The 15,094-nt window shown below is 33.8% G+C and carries 14 protein-coding genes; 8 read left to right on the plus strand and 6 right to left on the minus strand.

The window, feature by feature from the left end:
• Nucleotides 1-15: 15 nt before the first annotated feature.
• The 4 genes from ACP3TL_RS13465 to ACP3TL_RS13480 all read left to right on the plus strand — a co-directional run bounded on the left by ACP3TL_RS13465 (nucleotide 16) and on the right by ACP3TL_RS13480 (nucleotide 5,883).
• The gene (locus tag ACP3TL_RS13465; protein WP_069833143.1) at nucleotides 16-1,881 is read left to right on the plus strand and encodes a BglG family transcription antiterminator; all 1,866 of its coding nucleotides are present in this window, start codon (nucleotides 16-18) and stop codon (nucleotides 1,879-1,881) included.
• A gap of 79 nt (nucleotides 1,882-1,960) precedes the next feature.
• Nucleotides 1,961-3,925, plus strand: a complete 1,965-nt coding sequence (locus ACP3TL_RS13470; protein WP_285325764.1) for a fructose-specific PTS transporter subunit EIIC — start codon at nucleotides 1,961-1,963, stop codon at nucleotides 3,923-3,925.
• A 16-nt stretch (nucleotides 3,926-3,941) separates the two neighbouring features.
• Nucleotides 3,942-4,877 carry a mannose-6-phosphate isomerase, class I gene (gene manA, locus ACP3TL_RS13475; protein ID WP_069833145.1) on the plus strand — a complete coding sequence of 312 codons (936 nt, stop codon included), beginning with the start codon at nucleotides 3,942-3,944 and terminating at the stop codon, nucleotides 4,875-4,877.
• A gap of 109 nt (nucleotides 4,878-4,986) precedes the next feature.
• Nucleotides 4,987-5,883 carry an ROK family protein gene (locus ACP3TL_RS13480; protein ID WP_069833146.1) on the plus strand — a complete coding sequence of 299 codons (897 nt, stop codon included), beginning with the start codon at nucleotides 4,987-4,989 and terminating at the stop codon, nucleotides 5,881-5,883.
• Between the two features lie 85 nt (nucleotides 5,884-5,968).
• Here the strand turns inward: ACP3TL_RS13480 and ACP3TL_RS13485 are convergent, their stop codons facing one another.
• The 3 genes from ACP3TL_RS13485 to ACP3TL_RS13495 all read right to left on the minus strand — a co-directional run bounded on the left by ACP3TL_RS13485 (nucleotide 5,969) and on the right by ACP3TL_RS13495 (nucleotide 8,736).
• Complete coding sequence (locus ACP3TL_RS13485) at nucleotides 5,969-6,427, minus strand: threonine/serine exporter family protein (RefSeq protein ID WP_002506578.1); 459 nt, start codon at nucleotides 6,425-6,427, stop codon at nucleotides 5,969-5,971.
• 12 nt (nucleotides 6,428-6,439) lie between these two features.
• Nucleotides 6,440-7,192, minus strand: a complete 753-nt coding sequence (locus tag ACP3TL_RS13490) for a threonine/serine exporter family protein (RefSeq protein ID WP_002506579.1) — start codon at nucleotides 7,190-7,192, stop codon at nucleotides 6,440-6,442.
• Between the two features lie 257 nt (nucleotides 7,193-7,449).
• On the minus strand, nucleotides 7,450-8,736 hold the full coding sequence (locus ACP3TL_RS13495) for a homocysteine synthase (protein ID WP_069817847.1): 1,287 nt from the start codon (nucleotides 8,734-8,736) through the stop codon (nucleotides 7,450-7,452).
• 223 nt (nucleotides 8,737-8,959) lie between these two features.
• Here ACP3TL_RS13495 and ACP3TL_RS13500 point away from each other — a divergent pair, with 223 nt between their 5' ends.
• On the plus strand, nucleotides 8,960-9,859 hold the full coding sequence (locus tag ACP3TL_RS13500) for a PLP-dependent cysteine synthase family protein (protein WP_285325761.1): 900 nt from the start codon (nucleotides 8,960-8,962) through the stop codon (nucleotides 9,857-9,859).
• A complete protein-coding gene (locus ACP3TL_RS13505; protein WP_069833149.1) occupies nucleotides 9,859-11,004 on the plus strand; it encodes a bifunctional cystathionine gamma-lyase/homocysteine desulfhydrase in 1,146 nt (381 codons plus the stop codon). Before ACP3TL_RS13500 ends, ACP3TL_RS13505 begins: the two co-directional genes overlap by 1 nt.
• Nucleotides 11,005-11,168: 164 nt before the next feature.
• On the opposite strand, the gene ACP3TL_RS13510 is transcribed toward ACP3TL_RS13505, so the two are convergent.
• A complete protein-coding gene (locus ACP3TL_RS13510; RefSeq protein WP_285336797.1) occupies nucleotides 11,169-11,639 on the minus strand; it encodes a thioesterase family protein in 471 nt (156 codons plus the stop codon).
• A 340-nt stretch (nucleotides 11,640-11,979) separates the two neighbouring features.
• On the opposite strand from ACP3TL_RS13510, the gene ACP3TL_RS13515 reads away from it, so the two are divergent.
• The gene (locus tag ACP3TL_RS13515) at nucleotides 11,980-13,062 is read left to right on the plus strand and encodes a YkvI family membrane protein (RefSeq protein ID WP_069817851.1); all 1,083 of its coding nucleotides are present in this window, start codon (nucleotides 11,980-11,982) and stop codon (nucleotides 13,060-13,062) included.
• Nucleotides 13,063-13,186: 124 nt separating this feature from the next.
• Nucleotides 13,187-13,393: a hypothetical protein gene (locus ACP3TL_RS13520; RefSeq protein ID WP_002511563.1), complete on the plus strand. Its 207-nt coding sequence runs from the start codon at nucleotides 13,187-13,189 to the stop codon at nucleotides 13,391-13,393.
• A gap of 234 nt (nucleotides 13,394-13,627) precedes the next feature.
• On the opposite strand, the gene ACP3TL_RS13525 is transcribed toward ACP3TL_RS13520, so the two are convergent.
• Both ACP3TL_RS13525 and ureG read right to left on the minus strand, forming a co-directional pair.
• Nucleotides 13,628-14,470, minus strand: a complete 843-nt coding sequence (locus tag ACP3TL_RS13525; RefSeq protein WP_285325757.1) for an urease accessory protein UreD — start codon at nucleotides 14,468-14,470, stop codon at nucleotides 13,628-13,630.
• On the minus strand, nucleotides 14,470-15,084 hold the full coding sequence (gene ureG / locus ACP3TL_RS13530; protein ID WP_069817853.1) for an urease accessory protein UreG: 615 nt from the start codon (nucleotides 15,082-15,084) through the stop codon (nucleotides 14,470-14,472). Before ureG ends, ACP3TL_RS13525 begins: the two co-directional genes overlap by 1 nt.
• Nucleotides 15,085-15,094: the final 10 nt, after the last annotated feature.

The following is a 15,094-nucleotide window of genomic DNA, read 5'->3' on the forward strand; positions in this document are numbered from 1 at the left end:
AAGTGCGGTGCAGCTATGCAAGAAAGACATGCTAAACTTATTCGTTTAATATTAAATAATAACAATGATTATTTAAGTGCAAACGAAATAGCGAACTACTTGAATGTTTCCAACAGAACTGTACGAAGTGATATTAAGTATATTAATAGCGAGTTAGTGGAAGAACTCATTGTTAGTGTAAAAGGTAGAGGATATAAAATGAATCGTACCTTATATAGTGTGGAACAATTGGCAGAAATCGTTACAGCATTTACGAATAAAGAAAGTGAAATACTGTTGAAATTAGGCTATCAGTTGCTAATGCATCAACAACCTATGACCATTGATCAATTGGAAAACGACTTTGATTTAACAAAATCAGAAGTAAATGACTATTTAAATAGAATACAATCATGGTGTACATCATTTGATATTAGTGTAAACATTACTAAGAAAAAAGGTATCACAGTTAATGGTAACGAAATGAATATAAGAAATGCAATTCTGCATTTAAATCAGCTCTCGACAAAAGACCAGACCGTAGAGCAATTCATTCTAAATGAAATACCGGAAGCACATATTCAAATGATATTTCAAATTATTAAAAGTAACTTAAGTGATTACCAAATACAAACTTCCGATATTCGAATTCGACAATTGCTCATACATCTTATTATTATATTTAAAAGAAACAATGACGATGATGCTTCGTGGGTTATAGATGAAGAATCACAAATTATAGCCCAGCATTGTATAGACGAAATAAATAAAAAATTAGCATATGGGTTAAGTGATGAAACTGCAAAATTGTTTTCATTTTTTATTAGTTACTATTTTAATAAATACGATTTAGGCTTAGAAAAAGTGTTCGTTAAAAGTTACATCGATAGGATGATATATCAAATGGAAAAAAGTGTAGGAGTGAATTTTACCAAAGATAAAGCATTACGAGACAATGTTTATTCACATTTTAGTAGAACCTATTTACGCATTGCTAAAAATGTCTACATTAACAATCCATTAACTGAAGATATTAAAAAACATTATCCTTTTGTTTTTAACACCTTATATGAAACTGTAAATCATCTGTCTAAAGACGCAAAAATAAATCTAGTAGAAGATGAAATTGCATTTTTAGCATTACATTTTCAATCATCCATAGATCGTAATGAGAAAAATCGTTTTAATATCGTAATTACTTGCTATTATGGTTTGGGTATTTCAAGTTTATTAGAAGCTAAGATAGCAAATTTAGATGATAGGATATACGTGATAGATACATTGAAGTTAGAAGATGTGTCACAGTATGATTTTTCAGGTGTCGATGCTTTAATTACGACGTACTTTATAGATAAATCTCAGGTGCCAGATACATTGCAAGTAATGGAAGTTTCGCCACTATTTTCCAACGAAGATGCTAATAAAATTCAATCCTTTATACGCCATAAGCAAAATCCTGTGCTAAATCAGGATGAATTAGCAGCCATTCAATTTGATGTACACTCAGACAAACAAGAGCTAACAGAAGCATCCTATGTATTTGAACAGGCGCAAATTATTTTCAGAGACAACCATTCAGTTACCGAAAAATATATTCAAAGTGCTTTAGAAAGAGAAAAATTTTCTTCTACTTTTATAGGAAAGGGTATTAGTATTCCCCATGGCGACCCTGAAAAGGTGCTGAAATCACACGTGGTAATTTTTAAAAATATGCAGGGTTTTGGCTGGAAACAAAATAGGGCGAAATTAGTCTTTTTCTTAGCAATAGCAGAACAAGATATTCCAGCCATGAAAAAAATCATTCATACGATAGCTAATTTAACTGAAAATGATGTAGATCAGTTGCTAGTGCTTGAAGATCAAATTTTAAAAGATAAAGTAATTCAGTTAGTGAAAGAATAATTGGCACTACCAACGGCAATTATTCTTTTTTATATGCTTATGAATGCGTTTACAATTATAAGTAAGGAGGATGAACGTTATGAAAATTTTAGCGATAACATCGTGTCCAAATGGGATAGCACACACGTATATGGCTCAAGAGAAATTAGAGCAAGCAGGTAAAGAAATGGGTGCAGACATTAAAGTAGAGACGCAGGGAGGCGTCGGTGCTGAAAATGTTTTGACAGCGAAAGAAATTAGAGAAGCGGATGGGATTATCATTGCCGCAGACCGCCAAGTAGATTTATCTCGATTTGATGGGAAATTATTAATTAATGAAAGTGTTCGAGAAGGTATTCAGAAACCACAAGAACTCATTCAACGTATTATCGATAAAGATGCGCACATACATCATGACGCTAATGCGACAGGCGCTTCTAATCAAGATGATGAAGAGCAAAAAAGCGGCGTGCAAATGATATATCAACATTTGATGAATGGTGTTTCATTTATGGTTCCATTTATCGTTGTTGGTGGACTATTAATGGCGATTGCATTGACTTTAGGGGGCAAAGCTACACCTGAAGGGTTAGTAATACCAGAAGATTCATTTTGGAAATCAATTGAAAATATTGGGAATTTAGCATTTAGCTTTATGGTCCCTATCTTGGCAGGTTATATTGCGGTAAGTATTGCAGATAAACCGGGACTTGTGCCAGGGATGATCGGTGGTGCGATTGCTGCTGATGGTAGTTTTTATGGTAGTGACGCAGGTGCAGGATTTTTAGGTGGTATCGTAGCAGGTTTCATAGCGGGTTATATTGCAAAATGGATAAAAAATATTAAAATACCAAAAGTAATGGCTCCAATTATGCCGATTATCATTATACCGATAATATCTTCACTTATCGTAGGGCTCATTTTTATTTTCTTAATTGGCGCACCGATTGCTAGTATTTTTGAAGGCTTAACGACATGGCTGAAAGGTATGCAAGGAACAAATATCGTGATTTTAGCGTTGATTATTGGCGCAATGATTGCTTTTGATATGGGTGGACCAGTAAATAAAGTTGCATTTCTATTTGGTTCAGCACTGATTGCTGAAGGAAACTATGCGGTAATGGGTATGGTTGCTGTTGCAGTATGTACACCACCTATTGGTCTAGGTCTTGCAACATTTATCAACAAACGCAAGTTTAATAAAGGTGAAGTAGAAATGGGTAAAGCTTCATTTACAATGGGATTATTTGGTATAACGGAAGGTGCGATTCCTTTTGCTGCCCAAGATCCTTTACGTATTATACCTTCTAATATGATAGGAGCCATGATTGCTGCGGCGATTGCAGCAATTGGTGGTGTAGGTGACAGAGTAGCGCATGGTGGACCTATCGTAGCTGTGCTTGGTGGTATTGATCAAGTGCTTTGGTTCTTTATAGCAGTAATTGTAGGTAGTGTTGTGACAATGTTCTCAGTATTGACACTAAGAAGAAAAACACCAGCAATAGCTGGAGATGCAGCGCATACAGACGCAGGAATGGCTGCGCAAACTCAGAATGATACAGAAGTAGCAACGCAAAATAGCGCTGAAATAAGCGAAGATAAACAAGCAACAACAGATGACGAAATTGAAGTATTTCAGCAAGAGGTAATTGAAATATCAGAGAAGAAATTGACAAGAGACGAAGCAATTGAACATCTTGTAGGTCAATTAAATAAATATGATTATATTACAGATACGGAAAGACTGAAAGCAGACGTCTTAAAACGAGAAATGGAGTCGACAACGGCTATAGGCATGAATGTGGCAATTCCTCATGCTAAATCAGATGCAGTGAAAAAACCAATCGTAGCAGTTATGAATAATAAACAAGGCGTGAATTGGGATAGCTTAGATGGCACATTACCAAAAATTGTTTTCTTAATTGCAGTACCAAGTGATAGTAGTGATACGCACTTGAAATTGTTACAGCGTTTATCTAGAGCGCTAATGGATGATGATATCCGTCAAAGTTTAATCGATGCAACACATACAGAACAAATATACGATATACTAAAAGAAATATAAGTGGAGGTATGCGCATATGCCATTATTCTTACAACCCGTTTTTCAAGAACGTATATGGGGTGGTACGGCTTTAAAATCATTCAATTATGACATCCCTAATGAATATACAGGTGAATGTTGGGGGATTTCAGCACATCCCAATGGACCGAATATAATTGAGAATGGTAAACATAAAGGTAAAACATTAGAAACAGTATGGAATGAATATAAAGCATTATTTGGTGAAACTGGAGATGCTAAATTTCCTTTATTAACGAAAATATTAGATGCAAACGATAAATTATCAGTTCAAGTCCATCCAAATGATGAATATGCACAAAAATATGAAGGTGAATATGGCAAAACAGAGTGTTGGTATATTCTAGATGCACAAGAAGATGCAGAGATTATTTATGATGTAAACGCTAAAAATCAGGATGAATTAAATGAAATGATTGATCAACAACAATTTGATACCCTTTTTAAAACAGTAAAAGTACAAGCAGGAGATTTCTTCTATGTACCAGCTGGAACAGTACACGCTATTGGAAAAGGTATTATGATTTTAGAAACACAACAATCTTCGGATACGACATATAGAATATATGATTATGATCGTGTAGATAAAGATGGAAACAAACGTGATTTGCACTTAGAACAGAGTAAAGCAGTAATTCATCTTTCAGAAGACTCGCCTAATACAACGCCAATACATGAAAATATCCAAGGACAGCAGTACACACAATTTGTGTCCAATGATTTTTTTACAGTTGAACGTTGGATAATCGATGGTAACTTAAATTATAGAAAACCGCAGGACTACTGTCTTGTTTCAATTGTTGAAGGCAGCGGACAAATCACTGTAGACGGAAGCGACTACAGTTTAAACAAAGGTACGCACTTTATACTGACAACAGAAGACGATGAGATTCAATTTAATGGTGACATGACGATGATTGTCAGCCATGTATAAATAAGGAGAGGCGAGATGAATTTGATTTGTCACAAGGCAAATTGGTTTTGTCTGTGCCTCTTTTTATACATAATTAAGATAAAATAATAAATGATGGAGTTGGTGCTTGATGTTGAAAATTTGTGTTGATATTGGAGGAACTAAAACGATTGTTGGGCTTATCAATGAAGACTTAGAAATCGTAGCGAGTCAAAAATTTAAAACGAATAAAGATGTGCCAGAAAAGGAATTCAATGAAATTATAAGTCTGGCGAATGACTATATAACAAATTATAAGGACGTCGATAAGACTGTTTTAAATATTGCGATGCCAGGGCCGTGTGATTATACTCAAGGCTTATTTTTAAACCCACCTAATTTGCAAAAATATAATGGATTTAATGCGGGTGCTTATATAACGCAGAATAGCGAATTTAAGCCACAATTTGTTAATGATACAGATGCTGCAATTTTAGCAGAACATCAGTATATAAAAGCACAAACTGAGGATTTCATTTATTTAACGATTAGTACAGGTGTTGGCATGGCCTATATGAAACAAGGGCAATTAGTTTCTGGCGTTGACGGAAACTTTGGTGAGATTGGCCATACAGTAATTAAAAGTGATAGCAGTTACCAATGTCCTGTCTGTAAGCAATATGGCTGTGTTGAAAATGAAATTTCCGGGTTAGCGATTAGCAGAAAAGCGAGTGATATTTTACAAAGAGAAGTGAATACGAAAGAAGCAATTGAAATGTATGTTCAAGGGGAAGATGAAGCAATAATTCAAATGATTGAAGAAGTGTTAAAACTAACTCAACAACTGTGTACAAATTTATTTAGTGTATTTAATATTTATCATATTGTATTAGGTGGTGGCGTGACACAAAGTGCATTGCCTTATAAAGAAAGTATAGAAACATATGTAAAAGCACATCATTTAATACGCAATAGTCCGATTAGTATTAAAATAAGTGACTTAGAAGCTAATGTATTAACGGGTTTATATTTTGTGAATGAATCATAATAAAAGACTACACATGTATTGTATTACTATCAAATAACGTTTTTATAAACCTATTTGAAGTGTATAGCAATAGTGTGTAGTCTTTTTAAAGTTTATTTCTTTTAATAGCTAAGTATTTTCGTATATTCAATGTTTTAGATAATTGATCTGAAATCAACAAACCTAAAGCAATTGCACCTGCTATCAAAATAGCACGAATGAATGTGTTAGTCGCGTCAGTAAAATTAAGCGTAACGAGCTGTTGTGTCGCACTGAAAGCAATACTTCCTGGAACAAGTGGAATAATGCCAGGGATCATAAATAGCACAACAGGCGCTTTATATATTCGACTCATAGTATGGCTGATTAAACCTAGTGTTAAACTACCTAATAAACTTGTATATATTGTATCCATTTGCCCGTGCTCGCTTAAAATAAAATGGACGATATAACCCATGGCTCCAGCAAATCCAGCAGGAAGAAACACCTTTTTATGCGAATCGTAAATCACGTTGAAGAAATAGGAGGCGCTGAAACTGCATAAGAATGTAATTAAAATAGTCATGAAGAATCCTCCTTAAAATAGTGAATACGCAATTGCTATGCCTGAACCAATCGCAAAAGCAATAACTAATGCTTCCAAAAATTTTGCTGTAAACATAAGCATGTGACGGCCAAATAAATCTTGTATTGCGGTTGTTATTAACACGCCAGGAACGATTGGCATAACTGAAGCAAGCATGGCAGGTCCAAACATATTATCAACATTGAATAATTTAGACCCAAAGATAACGATTGTTCCTATTACAAAAGAGGCTACAAATTCAGGTATAAACATAGTCAATGACTTGCTATGCATATACTCTACGATTAAAAATCCTGTAGCACCAGCTATGATTGCGGTAAGTGCATCTGGCCATGTACCATTTTGTAAATATAAAAAGCTCAATGAGATAATGCCAGCTGCTATACCTTTCTTCCACAATGGAATTGTTACTGATGTACGTTCGATATTTTTTAAAAGGTCATAAGCTTCTTCTATAGACAATTGATTACTCGTGAGTTTTCGTGAAATTGCATTAACTTGAAATATTTTCAATAAGTTGGTGATATTTTTATTAATACGTAAAATGCGTGTATCGTGTTCCTCACTAAGTGAAAAATTGATGAACACATTTATGACATATCCTTGGCTATTGTAATAGCCCATACAAATTGCTATACGACGCATAGTATCTTCAACACGCGATACTTCAGCGCCAGAAGACAAAAGTATTTTACCGGTAAGTAATATAACATTCATGGTTATTTGATCTTTTTGGTTATCCAAACATGCACCTCCAACTTATTGAACAATTATTGTTATTATCCCAATATTAATTAACAAACACAAAGGTAAATATCTTTATTAATAGAAAACAGGAGTTTAAATATAAAATTTACACACGCAGGAGTCTTCGGTTTGTGTGACGAAATAATAGCGCGCAGTCTAAAAACGCCCAAACAAATTAAGGTTGGGCGTTTTTGATGTTATATATTTTTAGAGTGTGAACTAGATTCTTAGCATCACTAAGGAAATTTTTTTCATTAATTTCCAAGTGATGCTTTAAAACCTTTATCAAGATCTGAAATGATGTCTTCTACTTTTTCTGTTCCAACTGATAATCTTACAAGTTCTGGAAGTACACCTGAAGCTTTTTGTTCTTCTGGTGACAATTGTAAGTGTGTTGTGCTTGCAGGATGAATAATTAATGATTTAGAATCACCAACGTTTGCAACGTGTGAGAATAAATCTAATCCTTCAACAAAATTAGCAATATCGTCTACTGAACCATCAACACCAAATGTAAGTATAGCGCCTTGTCCATCTGGTAGATATTTTTGAGCTAATTCATTGTAAGCATTGTTTTCTAAACCTGGATAATTCACCCATGTTACATTTGGATGTTTTTCTAAGTATTGTGCGATACGTAAAGCATTTTCTGAATGACGTTCCATACGTAGATGCAATGTTTCTAAACCAATCAAGAATTCATGAACATTGAAAGGTGATACAGATGCACCTAAATCACGTAATAATTGAACACGTGCTTTAGTGATATATGCAGCTTCTCCTACATCTTTCGCATAAGACACGCCATGATAACTAGGGTCTGGTTCAACTAAGCCAGGGAATTTACCGTTATCCCAATTGAATTTACCACTATCAACAATGACACCACCGATTGAAGTACCATGTCCACCAATAAATTTAGTAGCTGAATGAACAATAATGTCAGCACCATACTCAAACGGACGTAATAAATAAGGCGTTGGGAATGTATTGTCAACAATTAATGGAACACCATTATCATGTGCAATATCTGCAACAGCTTCTATATCCAGAACATCAATACGAGGGTTGCCAATTGTTTCTGCATAAACAACTTTCGTTTTATCTGTAATAGCATTTTTAAAGTTTTCAGGATTGCTAGGATCTACAAAATGGACTTTAATGCCTAATTTTTTGAATGTCACTTTTAATAAATTATATGTACCACCGTATAAGTTTGAAGAAGCAACAATTTCGTCACCTGTTTCAACGATGTTTAATAATGCGAGATGTATTGCAGCTTGTCCTGAAGCAGTAGCTAAAGCGCCAACGCCTCCTTCTAGAGCCGTGATGCGTTCTTCAAAGACATTTTGTGTTGGATTCATAATTCTCGTGTAAATATTACCGTCTTCTTGTAGCGAAAATAATTTTTGTGCATGGTCTGTACTATCAAATACATAACTCGTTGTTTGGTGGATAGGTACTGCACGTGATTTTGAATCATCCACTTGTTGACCGCCATGAATTGATAATGTGTCTAAATGCCATGAATTCTGACTCATAATGTAAATCCTCCTATAAATTTGAATTTTCTGATAACTAACACTATACAAGAGCTATATAGTGAATTCAAGTATTCTTATTAAAAAAGTAAGGATTTATTTTAAGTGTTTTGCAATATTTTAATTATAAAATTTGCAAAAAGGGCTGAAACTATTTATAATTCATATCAGTATAGTAGGGAATAAACAAAACATTAAAAACACCTGTGTGTGGAGGACTATAATGATTGCATATGATTTAATCGGCAATACACCTATGGTATTATTAAAATCTTTTAGTAATGATGATGTTCAAATTTATGCTAAATTAGAACAATTCGATCCTGGCGGCAGTATTAAAGATAGACTTGGAAAGTATTTAATTGAAAAAGCTTTAGAGAACAACTTAATACAAAAAGGTGGAACTGTAGTAGAGGCATCAGCAGGCAATACGGGTATTGGCGTAGCTATTGCAGCTAACCATCATAATATAAATGCAGTGATTTTTGCACCTGAAGGTTTTGCAGAAGAAAAAATATCCATTATTAAAGCTTTAGGTGCTGAGGTTAGAAGAACTGAGAAAGTATTAGGCATGCAAGGTGCTCAAGAAGCAGCAAAGCAATTTGAATTGCAAACGGACGCACTTTATTTAAATCAATTTGAATCTGCTAACAACCCCAAAGCATATTTAGAAACGTTGGGTAAAGAAATTACAGAAAAATTGCCTGAAGTAGATTATTTTGTAGCAGGTATAGGTTCAGGCGGTACATTTACAGGTGTGGCAGAACATTTAACTTCATTTAATGTAGAGAATGTCATTGTTGAGCCAGAAGGTTCTATATTAAGTGGAGGAGCTCAACACGCCCATGATATTGAAGGCATCGGTTCTGAAAAGTGGCCTCAGTTTTTACCTGAATCCTTAGTTTCTGATATTGTGAAAGTGTCTGATAAAGACGCTTTTGAAAATGTAGCATTATTGGCAAAACGAGAAGGCTTACTTGTAGGAAGTTCCTCTGGTGCAGTCTTACAAGGTGCATTAGAAGTAAAAAAACATATCAATAGTGGCATTATAGTAACGATTTTTCCTGATGGTAGTGATCGATACATGTCACAAAAAATCTTTAATTATAAGGAGAATCATTAATGAATAAAAAAACACAATTAATTCACGGCGGATCTACTACTGATCCATATACAGGTGCAGTAACTACACCAATTTATCAAACAAGTACATTTATGCAAGATGACATCGGTGATATGAGACAGGGATATGAATATTCTCGTTCAGCTAATCCAACACGTAGTTCATTAGAAGTCCTTATTGCTGATTTAGAACATGGTCAATATGGTTATGCATTTGGTTCTGGTATGGCAGCCATATCTGCAGTAATCATGTTATTAGACGAAGGTGATCATTTATTAATAAATTCCGACGTTTATGGCGGCACATACAGAGCACTAACAAAAGTATTTTCACGTTTTGGAATAAAAGCAGATTTCATAGATACAACACATATAGATGAAGTGGAACAATATATTAAACCAGAAACAAAAATGTTATACATTGAAACACCATCAAACCCATTGTTACGAGTAACAGATATTAAAAAATCAGCAGAAATTGCACAGAAACATAATTTGATATCAGTTGTTGATAATACATTTATGACACCCTATTTCCAAAACCCATTAACATTGGGTATTGATATCGTATTGCATTCAGCTACAAAATACATTGGTGGTCATAGTGATGTTGTTTCTGGTCTAGTTGCTACAAATGATGAGGACCTAGCTGAGCGTATTGGATTTATTCAAAATTCAACAGGTGGCGTGTTGGGACCACAAGATAGTTATTTATTAATTCGTGGTATTAAAACATTAGGGCTAAGAATGGAGCAAGTACAATGTAACGCACTTTCAATTATTGAAATGTTGCAACAACATCCAAATGTTAAACAAGTATTCCATCCAAGTATCGCTGAACATTTAAACCATGATATCCACGAAGCACAATCAGAAGGACATACTGGTGTTGTTGCTTTTGAAGTTGAGGATATAGAAAGCGCCAAAGCAGTTATTCGTGAATCACAATATTTCACATTAGCTGAAAGTTTAGGCGCAGTAGAAAGTTTAATTTCTGTACCAGCATTAATGACACATGCATCTATTCCTAAAGACATTCGTGCCAAAGAAGGTATTGCAGATGGTCTAATTCGTCTCTCAGTTGGAATTGAAGACACTGAAGATTTAGTAACAGATTTAAAACAAGCTTTAGATCACTTAAACTAATTAATAAGAGAGCCTCTAATCATTTAGAGGCTCTCTTTGTTATATAAGATAATATTTTGTTGTGTTATCAATATGATACTGTTTGGAGTCTTTGCCTGCCATATTGAGAAATGCTTACTGAATCTAAATTTAGATTCAATAAAAGTCTTCTAAGTATCGCATAGTTATTTTCTAGGTATACTAATCACATGACCGAGTTGTTTAGGTACCTCGAAAGATTGTTGACTATCAAAATAAGCTTTGATTTTATCATAAACAGGTTGAGGAAAATTCATGCTGCGGCGTGTTTGATTACTTACACCCATCATAATCACTTCATATGTAGCGTTACGTTCGTCTTGCTGATTATACATTGTTAAGAAGAGGTGAACTCTTTTTGCATCATAATCATAAATGCGAACTTTAATATAAAACGAATCATCTAATAATAATTCCTTTAAAAATGAAATATGCGCTTCCATACTAAATATCGTTACTTCTTGATTAGGACGATATGAAATTGATAAATCTGCAGATTCAAAGAAACCAACAACTGCATCGCTGAAAATTGAATAATATTGTGCGTCGTGCATATGGTTGTTACGGTCAATCCAAGATGGTTGTACAGTATTTCTATATATGTATTCTTCTACCATGATACCACTCCTATAATTATCTTTTAATATTGGACTACATAATTGTATCAGTTTTATAGTGAAAAGTTTAAAAATTTGTTTTCTCTATAATGATATTATTATTAGTCGTAAAGTGCGTATTATATAATGTAAATACCATCAAGGATAAGTGTTTTTAGCGGTTTGAAAATTAAAGCCAAGTGAGTTACTATGAATATGTAAACGTTTACATTATTGTGTGAGACAATACGAAGTTACATTGATAGACGTGTACAAAGGGGTTATATAATGTAATGCGATCTATTTCACAATGATGATTTTACGTTTTTAACAAAAATTACTACTAGCAAAGGGGATTACTATGAAGAAGGTATTTTTAATAGGTAGTGCCTTAATTGGTATCATTGTAGGCGCCGGATTTGCTTCAGGACAAGAAATTCTACAATATTTTACTAGTTTCGGTATGATGGGCATATTTGCAGCAATTGTTTCAACAATGCTATTTTCATATATTGGTATGGTGCTTGTATGGCTAGGTAGTAAGTTTAAAGCTCAGAGTCATAATGATGTAATACATAAATTAACAGGCGGTACATTGTTTGGTAAAGTGCTTGCATGGGTGATAGATATTGTACTCATTATCGCCTTGTTTGGATTTGGTGTCGTAATGCTCGCTGGTGGTGGCTCGAACTTTGAGCAACAGTTTGGTATACCGGCAGTCATTGGAACGCTATTAATGGTTCTTTTAGTATTTTTATTCGGTATGCTACGTGTAGATAATGTGGTTAAAGTTATCGGTAATATTACACCGTTATTGATTGTAGCTATTCTAGTTGTTGCTGTGTATTGCTTGTTTACAATGTCAGGTACGTTTACTGAACTTACTGACATAGCTAAGGAACATACATCAGCGGTGCCCAATTGGTTTATTTCTGGCGTTAATTACGTTTCGTTAAATATCAGTTTAGGGGCAACTATGGCAATCGTTATGGGTGGTAGTGAGAAAAATCCTAAGATAGCTGCATGGGGCGGTTTCGTCGGAGGATTCGTTTTAGGTGTAATGATTATGATAAGTCATTTTGCGATACTTTCTAAAATTGAAACGGTAGGAGATTTACCAATGCCGATGTTAGGGCTTGTCAATGATATCTCACCAATTTTAGGTGTCCTTATGTCTATCATTATCTATTTAATGATATTTAATACGTGTTTAGGTATGTTCTATTCACTTGCTACACGTTTTACTACTCCTGAAACAATACAGTTTAAAGTGTTTTATATCGTATCTATTTTAATTGGCTTTGCAGTAAGCTTTGCAGGATTTACAGACTTAATGTCATTCTTTTATCCATTTATTGGTTATTTAGGATTAGTATTAATTGTGGTATTAATTTACGCACCATTTAAAGTTAAACGATTAGAGAAAAAAGGACAATTACCATAATATAATAGAAATAAAATCACTATGATCATTTATATAGGCTTTATTTTACAAATTTGAATATTAAGATAGAATGAATAGGCATAGAACTAAGAAAAACAGATTGTATTGTGAGAGGAGTACTTTTATGGTATTTGTTGCATTAATATTATTTATTTTATCTTTAGTCTTACTTATTTATTCTATTGCATTATTAATGGGCAAGGATGGTTCGTTATTTAGTTTGTTTACGGACGGTGAAAAAACTTTAACTAAAGGGCAAAAGTTATTGATTTATATCGTTACGATTGTTTTATTAGTGATAAGTTTAGTCTGGTTACTTAATTTAATTTAAAAGTTGTGTCTGTAGTTAAAAATTTATATATATTTAAAAAGCCTTTAAGAATATGTTGAGTTCTTAAAGGCTTTTTTATTATCAATAGAACGTTATGAACTTTGATTTTATGCATACTTCCCTTAGAATTGGGCAAAAGCGTAAAATTTTAAATATAAAAAGGACTAATCCGTTATTAAATGGATTAGTCCTTTTATTTTGAGGATGGGTGTTTATGTCCAGCCTCGAGAAGAACTAATATTTTCTTAAAAAGTCAACGTCACGATCGAAGCTTTCTTTAACAACGTAAGTTTGTAATGTCGTTAAAATCTTTTCAATTACTTGCGTTTTGTTAGATAAAATACGAATGCTAAAACCATGTGTTGGTAAGTGTGTAATACCAAAGCGACAATCATATGCTTGTTGCAAGTGTTTAATTTGATCGAATACGTTATCTATGAATTTTTGGTTAACATCTGGGTGGATAAAATAACAAGAACCCAAGTGACTATAATGCTCCATATAACCGATATCATCAACTTTATTTTTAGTTGGATCAAGTAACATATTATCAAATACAACGAGATCATCATCTACATAAATTTCATTTAATAAATGCATATATGTGTAGCTAAAAGCTTTACCTTCTTTAGAATATCCAGGTGTTAAAATATCTGTATAAAATAAAGCTCCTGTTGAACTCAAGTTAAATGTATTATGTTGGTAGAATTTGGCATTTTCAAAAGCGATAATTGGGTCGCCTACATATTCCGCATAAGCGTTATCTTTAATATTGAAATTTTGATATTGTTCCACATGGTCATTCAACGTTTTATAAATCTTTGTTGCACCTTGCGAAGTTAATATGACTTTCGCATAAGCGTCTATATTGAAGTTCATGTTATAGCGATCACCATCTAAATAACCGCCACCTACGTTTACAATATAAAATGTAGGAATATCAGAGCCGTTTAAGTAAACTGGACGCATTACTTTTAATGCTCTTTCAAAAAAGATATCACGCGCAACAGATTTTTTTCCGTTATTAAAAACAGTTAGATCTAATTGGCCGGTCCATTGTGGATTTGATTCAGACATTAAGCTAATCCTTTAAGAAATACATCTTGTTCAATCCACTCAAGTACATTGTCTAAGCCTTCATCGGTTTTAAGGTTTGTAAAAGTGAATGGGCGGTTACCGCGGAAGGCTTTTGTATCTTCTGCCATGCGTTCTAATGATGCATCAACATAAGGCGCTAAGTCAGTCTTATTGATTACAAAGTAGTCAGATTTAATCATACCTTGTCCACCTTTGCGTGGAATTTTTTCGCCTTGTGCCACATCAATAATATAAATTGAAAAATCAACGAGTTCCGGACTGAAAGTTGCAGCTAAGTTATCGCCACCAGATTCAATGAAAATAAGTTCTATATCTTCATTGCGTTCTTTTAATTCATCAATTGCTGCAAAGTTCATTGACGCATCTTCACGAATTGCTGTGTGTGGACATCCACCTGTTTCAACACCGATAATTCTATCTTCAGGTAATACACCTGAGTTAACTAATATTTTTTCATCTTCTTTTGTATATATATCATTAGTGATAACACCAATGCTTAAGTCTTTTGCTAAACGTTTAACAATTTTCTCGATAAGTTGGGTTTTACCTGCACCGACAGGGCCCCCGATACCTATTTTAACTGTCTCTGTCATAAAAATTGTC

Origin of the sequence: Staphylococcus caseorum (assembly GCF_049943195.1) — a bacterium.
Classification (GTDB): Bacteria; Bacillota; Bacilli; order Staphylococcales; family Staphylococcaceae; genus Staphylococcus; species Staphylococcus equorum_A.

Coding starts and splice junctions, on each gene's coding strand:
- ACP3TL_RS13515 (WP_069817851.1), top strand. CDS start 11,980: ATGAAGAAGGTATTTTTAATAGGTAGTGCCTTAATTGGTATCATTGTA.
- ACP3TL_RS13500 (WP_285325761.1), top strand. CDS start 8,960: ATGATTGCATATGATTTAATCGGCAATACACCTATGGTATTATTAAAA.
- ACP3TL_RS13525 (WP_285325757.1), bottom strand. CDS start 14,470: ATGTCTGAATCAAATCCACAATGGACCGGCCAATTAGATCTAACTGTT.
- ACP3TL_RS13485 (WP_002506578.1), bottom strand. CDS start 6,427: ATGACTATTTTAATTACATTCTTATGCAGTTTCAGCGCCTCCTATTTC.
- ACP3TL_RS13505 (WP_069833149.1), top strand. CDS start 9,859: ATGAATAAAAAAACACAATTAATTCACGGCGGATCTACTACTGATCCA.
- ACP3TL_RS13470 (WP_285325764.1), top strand. CDS start 1,961: ATGAAAATTTTAGCGATAACATCGTGTCCAAATGGGATAGCACACACG.
- ACP3TL_RS13480 (WP_069833146.1), top strand. CDS start 4,987: ATGTTGAAAATTTGTGTTGATATTGGAGGAACTAAAACGATTGTTGGG.
- ACP3TL_RS13520 (WP_002511563.1), top strand. CDS start 13,187: ATGGTATTTGTTGCATTAATATTATTTATTTTATCTTTAGTCTTACTT.
- ACP3TL_RS13465 (WP_069833143.1), top strand. CDS start 16: ATGCAAGAAAGACATGCTAAACTTATTCGTTTAATATTAAATAATAAC.
- ACP3TL_RS13510 (WP_285336797.1), bottom strand. CDS start 11,639: ATGGTAGAAGAATACATATATAGAAATACTGTACAACCATCTTGGATT.
- ureG (WP_069817853.1), bottom strand. CDS start 15,084: ATGACAGAGACAGTTAAAATAGGTATCGGGGGCCCTGTCGGTGCAGGT.
- manA (WP_069833145.1), top strand. CDS start 3,942: ATGCCATTATTCTTACAACCCGTTTTTCAAGAACGTATATGGGGTGGT.
- ACP3TL_RS13495 (WP_069817847.1), bottom strand. CDS start 8,736: ATGAGTCAGAATTCATGGCATTTAGACACATTATCAATTCATGGCGGT.